Source organism: Burkholderia sp. EMB26 (assembly GCF_024730645.1).
Lineage (GTDB): Bacteria > Pseudomonadota > Gammaproteobacteria > Burkholderiales > Burkholderiaceae > Burkholderia > Burkholderia cenocepacia.
This window is the reverse complement of the sequence record NZ_CP078070.1, coordinates 1058465-1073148: the sequence shown is the minus strand read 5'-3', so window position 1 is coordinate 1073148 and position 14684 is coordinate 1058465. Positions and strand designations below refer to the sequence as shown.

Annotated in this window: 13 protein-coding genes and 1 tRNA gene; 9 read left to right on the top strand and 5 right to left on the bottom strand. The window is 67.9% G+C overall.

The genetic code is table 11. The features are described 5' to 3' along the window. Positions 1-44: 44 nt before the first annotated feature. The gene (locus tag KU887_RS05080; RefSeq protein WP_012492880.1) at positions 45-752 is read right to left on the bottom strand and encodes a DUF4136 domain-containing protein; all 708 of its coding nucleotides are present in this window, start codon (positions 750-752) and stop codon (positions 45-47) included. Positions 753-939: 187 nt separating this feature from the next. Here KU887_RS05080 and pepN point away from each other — a divergent pair, with 187 nt between their 5' ends. The 7 genes from pepN (at position 940) to KU887_RS05045 (ending at position 8813) form a co-directional block, all read left to right on the top strand. After that, positions 940-3633 carry an aminopeptidase N gene (gene pepN, locus KU887_RS05075; protein WP_111441519.1) on the top strand — a complete coding sequence of 898 codons (2694 nt, stop codon included), beginning with the start codon at positions 940-942 and terminating at the stop codon, positions 3631-3633. A gap of 282 nt (positions 3634-3915) precedes the next feature. Continuing rightward, positions 3916-4929, top strand: a complete 1014-nt coding sequence (locus tag KU887_RS05070) for a class 1 fructose-bisphosphatase (RefSeq protein ID WP_006485729.1) — start codon at positions 3916-3918, stop codon at positions 4927-4929. A 206-nt stretch (positions 4930-5135) separates the two neighbouring features. Further along, a tRNA-Thr gene (locus tag KU887_RS05065) sits at positions 5136-5211 on the top strand. A gap of 169 nt (positions 5212-5380) precedes the next feature. Further along, positions 5381-6190 (top strand): LuxR C-terminal-related transcriptional regulator, encoded by an 810-nt coding sequence (locus tag KU887_RS05060; protein WP_058902079.1) that lies wholly within the window; start codon positions 5381-5383, stop codon positions 6188-6190. A 153-nt stretch (positions 6191-6343) separates the two neighbouring features. Beyond that, positions 6344-8086 (top strand): FAD-dependent oxidoreductase, encoded by a 1743-nt coding sequence (locus KU887_RS05055; RefSeq protein WP_258254940.1) that lies wholly within the window; start codon positions 6344-6346, stop codon positions 8084-8086. Further along, positions 8083-8295 (top strand): hypothetical protein, encoded by a 213-nt coding sequence (locus tag KU887_RS05050; RefSeq protein ID WP_058902077.1) that lies wholly within the window; start codon positions 8083-8085, stop codon positions 8293-8295. The genes KU887_RS05055 and KU887_RS05050 overlap by 4 nt, the downstream gene beginning before the upstream one ends. A 263-nt stretch (positions 8296-8558) precedes the next feature. Continuing rightward, the gene (locus KU887_RS05045; protein WP_006476609.1) at positions 8559-8813 is read left to right on the top strand and encodes a GlsB/YeaQ/YmgE family stress response membrane protein; all 255 of its coding nucleotides are present in this window, start codon (positions 8559-8561) and stop codon (positions 8811-8813) included. Positions 8814-8892: 79 nt separating this feature from the next. On the opposite strand, the gene KU887_RS05040 is transcribed toward KU887_RS05045, so the two are convergent. From KU887_RS05040 to KU887_RS05025, 4 genes are all read right to left on the bottom strand, one after another. After that, entirely contained in the window at positions 8893-9378 is a 486-nt protein-coding gene (locus KU887_RS05040; RefSeq protein WP_258254935.1) for a TlpA disulfide reductase family protein, read from the bottom strand. Then, a complete protein-coding gene (locus tag KU887_RS05035) occupies positions 9375-10643 on the bottom strand; it encodes a sialidase family protein (protein WP_258254934.1) in 1269 nt (422 codons plus the stop codon). The genes KU887_RS05040 and KU887_RS05035 overlap by 4 nt, the downstream gene beginning before the upstream one ends. Then, the gene (locus KU887_RS05030) at positions 10631-12994 is read right to left on the bottom strand and encodes a TonB-dependent receptor (RefSeq protein WP_112751077.1); all 2364 of its coding nucleotides are present in this window, start codon (positions 12992-12994) and stop codon (positions 10631-10633) included. Before KU887_RS05030 ends, KU887_RS05035 begins: the two co-directional genes overlap by 13 nt. Before the next feature lie 128 nt (positions 12995-13122). Further along, positions 13123-13512: a DUF2946 domain-containing protein gene (locus tag KU887_RS05025; protein WP_006496571.1), complete on the bottom strand. Its 390-nt coding sequence runs from the start codon at positions 13510-13512 to the stop codon at positions 13123-13125. 240 nt (positions 13513-13752) lie between these two features. Between KU887_RS05025 and KU887_RS05020 the strand changes: the two genes are divergently transcribed. Together KU887_RS05020 and KU887_RS05015 are read left to right on the top strand one after the other, a co-directional pair. After that, a complete protein-coding gene (locus KU887_RS05020) occupies positions 13753-13857 on the top strand; it encodes a chorismate mutase (RefSeq protein ID WP_162484450.1) in 105 nt (34 codons plus the stop codon). Positions 13858-14080: 223 nt separating this feature from the next. Beyond that, positions 14081-14674: a chorismate mutase gene (locus tag KU887_RS05015; protein ID WP_006496573.1), complete on the top strand. Its 594-nt coding sequence runs from the start codon at positions 14081-14083 to the stop codon at positions 14672-14674. Positions 14675-14684 lie beyond the last annotated feature (10 nt).

Here is a 14684-nt window from a genome sequence, read left to right as displayed (position 1 = left end):
AGTGGCTGGCGCGGCCGGGCGGCCGCGCCGGAGTGGATGCCGCTTTACTTCGCGACGGCCGCGCCCGAGGCGGGCGCCGCCGGCACCGCGCGCTCGTTGGCGGCCGGCGCCGCCGGCCCGCCGCGCTTGTCGACCGGCAGCCGAACCGAGCGGACCGCGCCGTTCGACAACGGGAAATCGGCGAGCGCGCTGCGCGCGAGGAACGGCATCGCGTACAGCAGCGTGCCGTTGTCGCCGGTCGTGCGCGCGGACACGTTGTAGACCTCCTTGCCGGTCGCGCGCTCGGTGATGCGGATACCGAGCATGTAGTCGAACACCTGGTACGTCTGCGCGACATAGCCGGCCGGCATCGGCCCCCAGGGCCCCCACGGGCCCCAGGGATTCCACGGCCCGCGCCGCCAGTACGGCCCGGGCGCGAACCACGGATCGTAGTAGACCGGCTGCGGCACCGTCACGAGATCGCTGCCGACCGCATAGGTCAGCCCGACGAGATAGCGGGCCTGCGACTGCGGCACCTGCCGGAACGCGTACGCGGACAGCTCGTTCGCGACGATCGGCTCGTAGGTCGACTGCTCGATGCTGTTCTTCTGCGCGTCCGTGCGCGTGAACGCATAGGTGCGCGTCGCGTCGCTGCCGCTCCAGTCGGAGAAGGCCGTGACCTGGGTGGTCACGTAGCTGGTGCAGCCGGTCAGCAGCGCGACGCACAGCGCCGCCGCCCAGCCCGCACCGCGAAAAATCCAATCGCGTTTCATGTTGATCCTCGTCGATCCGTCACCCGTTCGTCGCACCGCGCGAACCACAACGGGATGCCGATAATACGCGGACTGGCGGAAGCGGTAAAAAGTTCGCCCGACACGCAGCCGCAAGCCTTTGTACAATGGCCCGGTTCGCCTGGCCCGCGCGACGGGCCCGTCCCCCACTCCACCGATCTCGACGACCATGTCCGACAACGCCTCCTCCACCGTGATCCGCCGCGCCGACTACACGCCGCCGGCCTTCCTCATCGATTCCGTCGCACTCGAATTCGATCTCGCGCCGGCCCGCACGATCGTCAGGAATACGATGCGCGTGCGCCGCAATCCGGATGCCGCGCCCGCGCCGCACCTGGAACTGATGGGCGAGGCGCTCGAATTCCTCGGCGCGCGGCTGGATGGCGCACCGCACGGCGCGGTGCGCGCGCACGAGCACGGGCTGACCGTCGAGAACGTACCCGACACGTTCGAGCTGACGCTCGAAAGCGCGTGCGCCCCCGACCAGAATACGACGCTGTCGGGCCTCTACGTGTCGAGCGGCAACTTCTTCACGCAGTGCGAAGCCGAAGGCTTTCGCCGCATCACCTACTTCCTCGACCGCCCCGACGTGATGGCGTCGTACGTCGTCACGTTGCGTGCCGACAAGGCCGCGTACCCGGTGCTGCTGTCGAACGGCAACCTCGTCGATTCGGGCGACCTGCCCGACGGCCGCCACTTCGCGAAATGGGAAGACCCGTTCCGCAAGCCGAGCTATCTGTTCGCGCTGGTCGCGGGCAAGCTCGTCGCGATCGAGGAAACGATCACCACCGGCTCCGGCAAGGAAAAGCTGCTGCAGGTGTGGGTCGAACCGGCCGATCTCGACAAGACGCGTCACGCGATGGATTCGCTGATCCACTCGATCCGCTGGGACGAAAAGCGCTTCGGCCTCGAGCTCGATCTCGACCGCTTCATGATCGTCGCGGTCGGCGACTTCAACATGGGCGCGATGGAAAACAAGGGGCTCAACATCTTCAACACGAAGTACGTGCTGGCGAACCCCGAGACCGCGACCGACACCGATTTCGCGAACATCGAGTCGGTGGTCGGCCACGAGTACTTCCACAACTGGACCGGCAACCGCGTGACCTGCCGCGACTGGTTCCAGTTGAGCCTGAAGGAAGGCCTGACGGTGTTCCGCGACCAGGAGTTCTCGGCCGACATGGCCGCGGGCGACGCGGTCGAATCGGCGGCCCGCGCGGTCAAGCGCATCGAGGACGTGCGCGTGCTGCGCCAGCTGCAGTTCGCGGAGGACGCGGGCCCGATGGCGCACCCGGTGCGCCCGGAGAGCTACGTCGAGATCAACAACTTCTACACGATGACGGTCTACGAGAAAGGCTCGGAAGTCGTGCGGATGTACCAGACGCTGTTCGGCCGCGACGGCTTCCGCAAGGGGATGGACCTTTACTTCAAGCGCCACGACGGCCACGCGGTGACCTGCGATGACTTCCGTCACGCGATGGCCGACGCGAACGGGCGCGACCTCGCGCAGTTCGAGCGCTGGTACAGCCAGGCCGGCACGCCGCGCGTGTCGGTGCGCACCGCGTACGACGCGGCCGCACGCCGCTATACGGTCACGCTCGCGCAGGGCTACGGCGACGCGTCGCCGGCCGCGCGCGAAACGCAGCAGGGGCCGCTCCTGATCCCGTTCGCGATCGGCCTGATCGGCCGCGACGGCCGTGACCTGCCGCTGCGTCTCGACGGCGAAGCCGCCGCATCGGGCACGACGCGCGTGCTGGAGTTCACCGACACCGAGCAGACCTTCACGTTCGTCGACGTGCCGGAAGCGCCGCTGCCGTCGCTGCTGCGCAACTTCTCGTCGCCGGTGATCGTCGAGTACGACTACAGCGACGACGATCTCGCGTTCCTGCTCGCGCACGACAGCGATCCGTTCAACCGCTGGGAGGCCGGCCAGCGCCTCGCGACGCGCGCGCTGCTGACGCTCGCCGCGCGGGCGGCCGCCAACGCGCCGCTCACGCTCGGCGAGAACTTCGTCGCCGCGTTCCGCCGCGTATTGACCGATGAAAGCCTGTCGCCGGCGTTCCGCGAACTCGCGCTGACACTGCCGTCGGAAACCTATCTCGCCGATCAGATGGCCGAGGCCGATCCGGCCGCCGTGCATCGCGCGCGCCAGTTCGTGCGCCGCCAGCTCGCGACCGCGCTGCGCGCCGACTGGCTCGCTACGTACGAGCAGCACCAGACGCCCGGCGCCTACGAGCCGACCCCGGACGCGTCGGGCCGCCGCGCGCTGAAGAACCTCGCGCTCGCGTATCTGGCCGAACTCGACGATCCGGCCGATGCGGTACGCCTCGCCACGGCCCAGTACGACGCGGCGAACAACATGACCGATCGCGCGGCTGCGCTCGGCGCGCTGCTGTCCGCGGCCGCCGCGGGCGCGAACGGGCCGGCCGAGCACGCGCTCGACGACTTCTACCGCCGCTTCGAGAAGGAAGCGCTCGTGATCGACAAGTGGTTCGCGATGCAGGCGGCGCAACGCGGTACGCCCGCGCAGCCGACGCTCGCGAAGGTGCGCAAGCTGCTCGCGCACCCGGCGTTCAATCTGAAGAATCCGAATCGCGCGCGCTCGCTGATCTTCAGCTTCTGCGCGGCCAATCCCGCGCAATTCCACGCGGCGGACGGTTCGGGCTACGCGTTCTGGGCCGAACAGGTGCTCGCGCTCGACGCGATCAACCCGCAGGTCGCCGCACGCCTCGCGCGCTCGCTCGAACTGTGGCGCCGCTTCACGCCGGCGCTGCGCGACCGGATGCGCGAAGCGCTCGAACAGGTCGCGGCCGGCGCGAAATCGCGTGACGTGCGCGAGATCGTCGAGAAGGCGCTCGCGTAACTTGCGCGTTCGACCTGTCGCGTCCGCGCGATCGAGCCGGTGCCGCCTCACGCGGCGCCGGCTTTTTTATTGCACGAGCACGGCTGCAACCGCACGCGCTCGCGGGGTCGGACCGCTCGGGCGGCCACCGCGGCGAGGCGCACCCCGCCCGGCGTCGCCGCCCGATACCGCGCCGCTTCGGCCACCCGGCCATGTAACCGGACGAAAAAAGCCGGCGGCACCGGAGGCGCGACGGGTAAAATTGCGGCCATTCAAGGATTCTTTGGCCTTTCGGAGTCTGTCATGTCCATTGCCCGCCGCACCACGCTGTCGAAGTTCCTGATCGAACAGCAACGTGAGACCAACAACCTCCCCGCCGACCTGCGCCTGCTGATCGAAGTCGTCGCCCGCGCGTGCAAGGCGATCAGCTACAACGTGTCGAAGGGCGCGCTCGGCGAAGCGCTCGGCACCGCCGGCAGCGAGAACGTCCAGGGCGAAGTGCAGAAGAAGCTCGACATCCTGTCGAACGAAATCCTGCTCGACGCGAACGAATGGGGTGGCAACCTCGCCGCGATGGCGTCGGAAGAAATGGAAACGTTCTTCCCGATCCCGGCGAACTACCCGCGCGGCGAATACCTGCTCGTGTTCGATCCGCTCGACGGCTCGTCGAACATCGACGTGAACGTGTCGATCGGCACGATCTTCTCGGTGCTGCGCTGCCCGGACGGCAAGCAGGCGACCGAGGAATCGTTCCTGCAACCCGGCACGCAGCAGGTCGCGGCCGGCTACGCCGTCTACGGCCCGCAGACGGTGTTCGTGCTGACGACCGGCAACGGCGTGAACTGCTTCACGCTCGACCGCGAAGTCGGCTCGTGGGTGCTCACGCAGAGCAACATGCAGATCCCGGCCGACACGCGCGAATACGCGATCAACGCATCGAACGCGCGCCACTGGTACGACCCGGTCAAGCGCTACGTCGACGAGCTGAACGCCGGCAAGGACGGCCCGCGCGGCGACAACTTCAACATGCGCTGGATCGCGTCGATGGTGGCCGACGTGCACCGGATCCTGAATCGCGGCGGCATCTTCATGTACCCGGCCGACAAGCGCACGCCCGATCGTCCGGGCAAGCTGCGCCTGATGTACGAAGCGAACCCGATGTCGTTCATCGTCGAACAGGCAGGCGGCGCCGCGACGACCGGCACGCAGCGCATCATGGAAGTTCAGCCGACCGGCCTGCACCAGCGCGTGCCCGTGTTCCTCGGTTCGAAGAACGAAGTCGAGCGCGTGACCGGCTATCACGACGAAGCAAAATAATTGCACTGCAGCACTGGACGAGGGTGCGAGACATCAGTACAATCGCGCCTTCGCGATGTGGCCCTAACGGGTTGCATCGCAGTGAAGTGAAAGCGGAAAGTCCGCCGGATCGAGGGTTTCGCGAAGCAGCCGCAGCAAGCTGAAAAAATTTCGCAAAACCTATTGCCAAGATCGCGGATTTCACCATATAATTTCATTTCTCTGCTGCCGGTGTAGCTCAGTTGGTAGAGCAGCGCATTCGTAATGCGAAGGTCGTAGGTTCGACTCCTATCTCCGGCACCAAGACATAAAGGTCTGACAAGCGTCGCTTGTCAGACCTTTTCTCTTTTCCGGCGCCGAAATCGTGCGCCCGTCCGCTTTCCGACTCACCCTCGTTTGCGGGCATCTCCCGACTCCCGCGCCGCGTCCCGCCGATTACAATCGCCGGACCATTCCGCCCTCTCCCCGCACCATGCGCACCTGGCGTCTCGAGCGACCGGCTTTCTCCGCGCAACTGGACGTGTCCCGCGCGACGCGCCTCGTCGCCGCGATCGGCGGCAACGAGCCCGACGCGTTCGCCGGCGAAATCCTGAGGCTGTTCGACGATGCACTGTCGATCACGCAGTGCACGATCTTCGCGTACGAGTTCGGCAACCGCCCGCGCACGCTGTCCGTCGCCGATCATCGCGGCGGCCGCTATCTGCGCGACGTCGCCGACACGTACGCGCGACACTTCTACGCACTCGACGGCAACCAGCCGATCGTCTCGGCCGCCCGGCGCGGCACGCACCGGCACGGCGTGCTGCTGCACCAGCAGGCCGGCGACGAGATCGATCACGAAGCGTATCGCGCGGCGTGCTATCGCGGCCCCGACGTGTCCGACCGGCTCGCGTTGCTGATGCAGCCCGACGATGCAACCTGGCTGTCGATCAACCTGTATCGCGCGCATCGCAGCGGCGCATTCCAGCCGCGCGAGATCGCGACGATCGAGGCGCTCGCGCCGCTGATCGCGCAGGCCGCCAAGCATCACTACGCGCTGGCCGGCGCGGCGCAGATCGGCATCCCGCAACGCATGCTCGCGCGACTGCGCCATGCGTGCCCGGCATTGTCGAAGCGCGAACTCGACGTGTTGCGCGGCGTGCTCGAAGGCCAGACCGCGCATGACATCGGCGAGACGATGGGCGTAAAGGCGTCGAGCGTCGTGACCTATCAGAAACGCGCGTATCGGCGCCTCGGCATTTCGAGCCAGCGAGAACTGTTCGCGCTGTGCATGCAGCCCTGAAACGCGTCGGCTCGCACCGGGCGTAGCGCGACCGCCGCCGTACCCGAAATGGGGACAACGGCGGCACGACCGGCTTCCATACTGGATCGACCAGCTGCCCACATCGCTTCACCGATGCGGGCACGTCGAACCGGACCACCCTGGAAGCCAACGATGGATATCGACTTCAAGCCCTACCCGTTCGTCGCCGAGCGCCATCCCGCGCATCTGCCGGAGCGTGACGGCGGCATCGACACGCGCCGGCATCGCGTCGCGATCGTCGGCGGCGGCCCCGTGGGCCTCGCCGTCGCGCTCGGCCTCGCGAATCACGGCATCCGCAGCGTGCTGATCGAAGCCGACGATTCGGTCTGCCACGGCAGCCGCGCCATCTGCATCTCGCGCCGCAGCCTCGAGATCGTCGAGCGGCTCGGCGCGCTCGACGATTTCCTGCGCACGGGGCTGCCATGGACCGGCGGCCGCAGTTTCTACCGGCGCGACGAAGTGCTGCATTTCACGATGCCGCAGGACGCGAACCAGAAGCTGCCGCCGATGGTGAATCTCGCGCAATATCACATCGAACAATTCCTGCTCGATGCCGCGCTGCGCCAGCCCGACCTGATCGAGATCCGCTGGCAGACGAAGGTGACCGGCGCGCCGCGGCTGCCGGACGGTGTGCGCATCGACGTCGACACGCCGCTCGGCGGCTATGCATTCGATGCCGACTGGGTCGTTGCGTGCGACGGCGGCCGCAGCACGATGCGCGACGCGCTCGGCCTGTCGCTGCGCGGCACGACCTACGAGGGCCGCTACGTGATCGTCGACATCGCGCTCGACAGCGACCGGCCGACCGAACGCCTGGCCTACTTCGATCCGTCGTCGAATCCGGGCTCGACCGTGCTCGTCCACAAGCAGCCCGACAACGTATGGCGGATCGACTACCAGTTGCGTGACGACGAGGATCCCGCAGCGGCCGTGAAGCCGGAGAACGTGATCCCGCGCGTGCAGGACCTGCTCGACATGATGGGCGAGCGCGGCGCGTGGTCGCCCATCTGGATCACGATCTACAAGGCGAACGCGCTGACGCTCGAACGCTACCGGCACGACCGCGTGCTGTTCTGCGGCGATGCCGCACATCTCGTGCCGATCTTCGGCGTGCGTGGCGCGAATTCGGGTATCGACGATGCCGACAATGTCGCGTGGAAGCTCGCGTACGTGATCCGCGGCATCGCGTCGGACGCGCTGCTCGACAGCTACTCGGACGAGCGCGTGTTCGCGGCGCACGAGAACCTGCGCTACGGCACGAAGAGCACCGAGTTCATGGCGCCGCCGTCGTTTGCGTTCGCGCTGATGCGCAAGGCCGTGCTGACGCTCGCGGTGCGGCATCCGGCACTGCGTTCGCTGATCAACCCGCGCCAGACATCGGCCATTGCGTATGCCAGGTCGCCGCTCAACACGGCCGAACGCGACACCTTCGCGGCCGGCCCGGCGCCCGGCACGGTGCTCCCCGAGTGTCCGTTGACGCTGTACGGGGCGCATGGCGACGATACGCACCGCGGCCACCTGACCGATCTCGTCGCGCCGCGCTTCACCGCGTTCTGCTTCACGGCGGACGGCGTGCCCGATCCATCGCTCGCCGCGCTCGAGCCACGCCTGCAGGCAGCGCACATACCGTTCGCGCTCGTCACGCTCGCCCGGCATGCGGCGACCGTACGGCATCCGGCCTGCCGCGGCCACGACGACGACGGGCGGCTGTTCGACATGTACGGCGCACGCGACGGCACCGTCTATCTCGTGCGTCCGGACGGGCACGTGCTCGGTCGCTGGCACGATGCGCGGGCCGACGACGTGAGCGCCGCACTCGATCGCGCGCTCCATCCGCACGCTTCGATCGAAACCGATCTTCAGGAGACCGCATGATGACGGACACCGAACGCGACACGCTCTACACCGATCTGTGCCACACGATGACCCGGATCGGTGAAGCCGATGCGTCGCTCTTCCTCGCCCGTTTGGCGCTGCTGTCGATCGAGGCGATCGACGATGCCGCGACCGTCGCGCGACTGATCGCCGACGCAGCCGACGGACTGCCGGAGGCCACCCTGCCTACGACGACGCACGAGAGATAACGCGTTCGACCGATCAACCGCAGCGGCAACCCGATTCTTACAAATTCATTTCGCCATGCGTCTCGTGCGCACGAATCGTGCCGTACGCAGACAAATCACCTGGAAAATCTGCTTAAGGGTGCATAACATTACTTAACGATTCTGACCCGTCTATCGCGTTACATTGCGTGGGCGGCGCGGCGGTCGCAGCCGCTTTCAACCAGTTTGCGGCGCGCGGCGGCCGGTACGCGGTCATTTCGACTCAACCCAAGGAGAGGACCACCATGACTCATGGCTTGATTATGTGGCTCATCATCGGCGCGATCGCCGGCTGGCTTGCCGGCTTGCTCGTGAAGGGCGGCGGCTTCGGGCTGATCGTCGACATCATCGTCGGGATCGTCGGCGCGGTGATCGGCGGCTGGCTTGCCGGGTTGCTCGGCATCAGCATCGGCAGCGGCTTCATCGGTTCGGTGATCGTCGCGGTCATCGGCGCGGTGATCCTGCTGTTCGTGATCCGGCTATTCAGGCGAGCGGCCTGACGTTTCTCTCCACGCGCCTTCGGGCGCGTTTTCGCATCGGGCCGGCGCGCGGCCGGTTCGCCGCGCGCCGCCTGCTGCGTCACCGCTTCGCGTACTGCAGCCAGCCGTCGAGCACGTCGGCCGTCAGCAAGCCGCTGCGCGCGTCACGCACGCCCTCGCGCCCGATCCACACGGTGCGCGGCATCTCCCCTCGCCATCCCGCATCGAGCGCCGTTCGCAGCCGCTCGGGCATCGGCTCCGCGTTCGCATACTGCGCGACCTGCGGCGGCAGGTTCATCTGCGCCAGCGCCTGCGCGATCGCCGCACCGTTGTCGTCGTACGCATCCATCGCGACCATCGCGAGCTGCACGTCCGGATGACGGCGCTGCCACGCGACCAGATGCGCGGCGTTCTCGCGACAGTATCCGCAATCGAGCGACCAGATCTCGACCGCCAGCGGCCGCTCGCGCGCCGCCGCGTACAGGCGCGCGACGTCCGCCGCGCGCAACGGCTGCAATGCACCGCCGCCCGCCCATGCGGGCAGGCTCGCGAGCACGATGCCGAGCCATGCCATCAGCCGCTTCATTGCGCCCCCTCCACGGCGATCAGCCGATAGCCGTCGTTGCGCGTGCGCCACGACAGGTAGATGCGGCCCGCATCGTCGAGCAATTGCGGGTTGTCGCTCGCGCCCGCCGTCGACGCGATCACGCGCGGCGCCGACCAGTGCTCGCCGCGGTCATCCGACCGACGCAGCTTGATCTGCATCGTGTCGCCGTCGAACGCCTTCCAAGCGAGCCACACGACGTCGCCGTGCGCGACGAGCGCCGCATGCGACGCCTGCTCGCCGGGCACCGCGGGATTCGCGCCGAATGCCCACGGTGTACCGCGCGGCTGGCCATCGGCGCCGATGCGCGAATAGAACACGTCGGCGCGACCGTCGACGACGCCGAACCACGCCACATGTCGCGTGCCGTCCGGCGTGATCGCGAGCGCCGGCCCGTGTTCGGGGCACGCCTCGACGTGCCAGTTCGAGAACGTCACGCGTATCGGCAGGACCGGCTCGGACGCCGATACGGGCAGCACCGCGAGCGCGTGATCGCGGATCTGCCCCGGGAACACGTTGCGCCACACGGCCTCGATGCGCCCGGCCGGATCGATCGCCATCGCGATCCGGCAGCATTCGCAGGTGTGGTCGGTCACCTTGCGCTCGGGGTCGAACGACGCGCCGCCGTCGCGTGACACCGCGTAGTAGACGGCCGCGCCTTCGTACGTCTGCCCGGCCGCCTTCGCCGCGACGAGATCACGCTTGTCGATCCATGCGATCGCGATGTTGCCGGCGGGATCGACGGCCATCATGTCGAAGCGGTGCGTGATCGCCTGCCGGTCGCGATGCACGGTCACGGGCACGCTCCACGTCGCGCCGCCGTCGAGCGAGCGCGAGAAGCGCACCATGCCGGTGTACGGCGCATCGAGCGGCATCGACCACGACACGTACACCGCGCGCCCGTCCGGGCTCGTCGCGAGCTTCGGGCGATTCTCGGCGCTCGTGTAGATCGGCTCGGGCATCGCATTGACGGTGACGGGCGCGGACAGCGTGCGCCCGGCGTCGTCGGAATGCGCGACGACGACATGCGCGCCTTCGACCCATGCGACCCACAGCCGATGACGCGTATCGAACGCGGCGCCCGTCGCGAGCGGCTGCTTCTGCTGCGCGGGCGTCGCCTGCATGCTCGTGTGCGCGGCGTGCGGATCGGCGGCTTTCGCCACGCTGGACGCATCATGCGCGCCGGCGGTCGAGAGCGCCGCGAGCCACAGCGCGCAGCCCGCCGCGAACGATCTCACAGCGACCATTTCAGTTCTCCATAGAAAGTGCGGCCCGGATACGGGTGGAACGTGTAGTAGCGGCGGTCCGTCAGGTTGTCGATGCCGGCCGACGCGGTCCAGTGACGATCGAAGCGGTAGCGTGCCTTCAGATCGACGACCGTGAACGAGCTCGTGCCGCCGTAGACGTCCGGATTCACGTCGCTGTTGTCGAGCGTGTTGTACTGGCGGCCCGAGTAGCGCACGCCGACGCTCGCGAGCCAGTGCTCGTCGAAGCGATACGACGCGAGCAGGTTCGCGCGCATGCGCGGAATACGCGGGAAACGCGACCCGACGTAGGCCGGGTTCGCGGCGTCGGCAAGGATCTGCGCGTTGCTCGCCGACACGTTCGCGTCGAGGTTGAGCCCGCGCAGCCCGACGTTCTCGCCGCTGAACGCGAGCTCGACGCCACGCACGCGCACGCGGTCGACGTTCGAGATGTTGGTGACGGTCGTCGCGCCCGACGCCGTCGTCTGGCTGTAGATCGAATCGCGCAGGTCGCTCTGGAACACGCTGGCGCGCACGACGCCGACGCCCACGTCGCGTTCGGCCGTGAAATCCCAGTCGATCGCCTTTTCGGGCCGCAGGTTCGGATTGTTGTTGACGATCGCGTTGTTCGAAATCGTGCCCTGGAACAGCTCGCCGACCGTCGGAAACCGCGTGCCGGTCGCGAACGACAGCCGGAAGCGCCAGACTTCCGTCGCGTCCCACTGCAGCGCGACTTTCGGCGACAGCGCATTCGCGCTCCGGTCCGCATAGCCGAACGTGCCTTTCGCATTGCCGAGCGCGCCGCCGTACGCATCCCAGCGCTCGTAGCGCAGCCCGAGCGTCGCGAGCCAGCCCGGCGCGAAGCGCCACGCGTCCTGCCCGAACAGCGCCTGCGTGCGCGTGTCGCCACGATAGACGCTCGCGAGCGACGTGGTCGGCCCGGCCAGCCAGTCGGCGGTGTTGTACGTGACGTTGCGCAGGAAGTAGTTGTCGTAGTGATAGCCGAACGTGAACGTATGGCCTTTCACTTCCGGCGCCTCGGCCTTCAGGTCGAGCGTGCGCCAGCCGGTGCCGTCGCCCTGGAACAGCGTGCCGGCCCCACCCTGCACGGTCGAGGCCGCGCGCAGCACGTCGCGCGACACGTCGTACGCGGATACCACGCCCGACAACCGCCAGCCGGAATCGAGCCGGCCGTTCAGCCCGAGCGCGTACAGCCAGTTCTCCTGGTCGCCACGCTGCGGCGCGAACGCGTTCGGCGCGACGGTCATGTTCTGCCCGCCGATCGACACGTTGCCGCCGTAGACCGGATTGCCCGTCGCATCGCGCAGGAAGGTCTCGCCGTGCTGCCGGTAATGGTTCTCCCAATGCCCGAGCGTCAGCGTCGCATCGACGTGATCGGTGAACGCATAGCCCATCCGGACCGTCTCGTTGAGCTGCTCGGTCCGCTCGATCGTCTGCGCGCCGACGATGGTCCGCGGCTTGCCGTTGGGGCCGATGTCGGTCGCGGCGCCGGTCACGGGCACGGCGGCGCCCAGCCTCGGGTTGTAGGCCGAAGCGGGGCTCGCATACTGCATCGGCTGGCCGTTGTTCTCCAGCCGGTCGAGCGACAGCGCGAACCAGAACCGGCCGACGCGGTTCGCGATCCGCGCGGTCTGATGATTGCCGCCGAGGCTATCGGCAAAGCCGTAGCCGTCGTGGTAGCGCTGCGTGAAAAACTGCGTCGACAGCGACGCCTCGAGCTGTTCCGGGCGGCGCGTGGTGAGCAGCACGGTCGAGCCGATCGAATTGCCCGGATACAGCGCGGAAAAGGGGCCATAGAGCACGTCGACGCGCGCGATGTCGTCGGGCGGAATCAGCGACCAGCGCGGCGGGTACGCGTAGCTCGACCCGAGCAGGTTCGACAGCAGCACGCCGTCGGCATAGACGAGCCCGCGCGCGCTCTGCAGTTCGTTGAAGTCGCGGCCCGCGAAGATGCTGTTGCGGTCGCCGATGTAGCGCTTGCGGACCATCAGGTTCGGCGCGTACTTCAGCGCGTCCTCGGTGGTGACGTTGGTGTGCGCATCGATCTGCTCGCGGGTGATCGACGTGACGACGGCCGGCGTATCCGGGTCGACCGGTTGCCGCTGCGCGGTCACGCTGACGGCGCTCAGCGTGTCGCCGGCCGGTGTGGCCGATGCCGCGACACCGGCGGAAGCCGGCGTGGCGATGGCGGAACGATCGGCGCCGCCGCCGCGGGCGGCCTCGGCGCGTGCATCGTCGGTCGAAGCCGCGTGAGCGGCCGGCCATGCGAAAGCGGTCGCGCATGCGAGCGCGAGCCGGCCGCGCGACGGCCGCGCGGCAAAGGTAGACGACATGAGTGAATTCCTGAAAACGTGATCGGACGCCGCTGGACACGGGTGCGCGAGCCGCGCACGAACGACGCGACGCGCGGACCGGGGCCACGGGCGGCTCGCGCGCCACCAGGGCGCGCGGACGACATCAATCAGATCGGGAGGTTTTCAGGCGGGGCGCGCGGCTGCGCGAGACGGATGCCCTTGCGGGGTACATCGGGAACGACCGGCGCGGCCACCCGATACGCGAACGTCCGCACGAAGCCCGGCATCGCGGGCTGGCTCGTGCCCAGCGCGACGTTCGCCGCGAAGCCGGGGCAGTACACGCAGTGCGGGACGCCGGCATGGTCGAACGACGACGTGTCGCGGTCGTCGCCCGCTTGTGCGAGCACGACCTGACGGGCGCCCGCTGCACTGCACAACTCGAGCGTGAGTGCGCCGGAGCCGCTCGACGCGAGACGCGCGTAGCCGACGACGGGCGACAGTACGTTCAGTACCAGCGCCAGCCATACGAGGCCGATCCATCGCGTCGTTCGTCTCATCGCGGTCCAGGAAAAAGTGCGCGCAAGTATAACAAGCGGCCCGATTGTTGCCGATCGTGCAGCGTGCAATACCGGGCATCGCACCGCGCGCCGGAGCGCATGTGCCGTTAATACAACAGAGACAAAATCTAACGATTCGCCGCTGGCATAAATCCGAGCGCGAGGTTGATAATCATTGAACCTGCTGGAGAAACGATCATGGACGAAAGACCCACTCGCATGCCACCGCCCGAGCAAGTGATGAGCCCGGATCCGGAACCCGTCGGCGTGGAATTCCTCGCCGAGCTGCCCGAGCACGTTCGGGCATTCTTCGACGAGCAGCACAAGCTGTACTCGCCGAAGTGAACGTCAGTTCGGTTCTGTAACCGCCACGTGTCGATCATCGCTATCGTGCGGTTCATCCGTGCGCTTCGCGCGCAATTCGCCTCGCACCCGGGCCGCAACAGCCTGACGGTGCCGGATCAGCTCGCCTGCTGATTCTCCTGTCGCGACGCTACGCCGCGCGACTGTCTTCGTCTATCCTTCTGGTTTTCCACGTCCGGCCCGCCCGGGTCTCCCGATCGTTCCGATGAAGCAAGCCATTCGTGCCAGCCTCGCTGTCGCCGCGCTCGGCGTCGCCCTCCTTTCGTCTCCGCATCCCGCCCGGGCAGACGGCGACGACACCGCCCTCACCAACATCGTGGCGCTCGCGTCGCAGCGCCTCGCGCTCGCCGAACCGGTCGCGCGCTGGAAATGGGCGAATCACAAGGCCATCGAGGACCGGCCGCGCGAAGCGGCCCTGCTCACGGCGGTCGAACAGCGCGCCGTTCAGGCCGGCATCGATCCCGCGTTCGCCCGTACGTTCTTCGAGGACCAGATCACGGCGAGCAAGGACGTGCAGAATGCACTGTTCGCGACCTGGCGCACGACGCGGCCGCCGGAAGGCACACCGCCCGATCTCGCCGCCAGCACGCGGCCGGCGCTCGATCGGCTGACGCAGAAAATGCTGACCGGTCTCGCGCAGGTCGCCCCGCTACGCGAGGCGCCCGATTGCCAGGCGCGGCTCGCGCGCAGTATCGCGAACTGGAAGACGCTCACCCGCTACGATTCCACGCAGACGCAGGCACTCGATACCGCGCTGTCGCACGTCTGCTCCGCCGGCGGAGCCAGCGCGATCGGCTGACGCGCCGTGG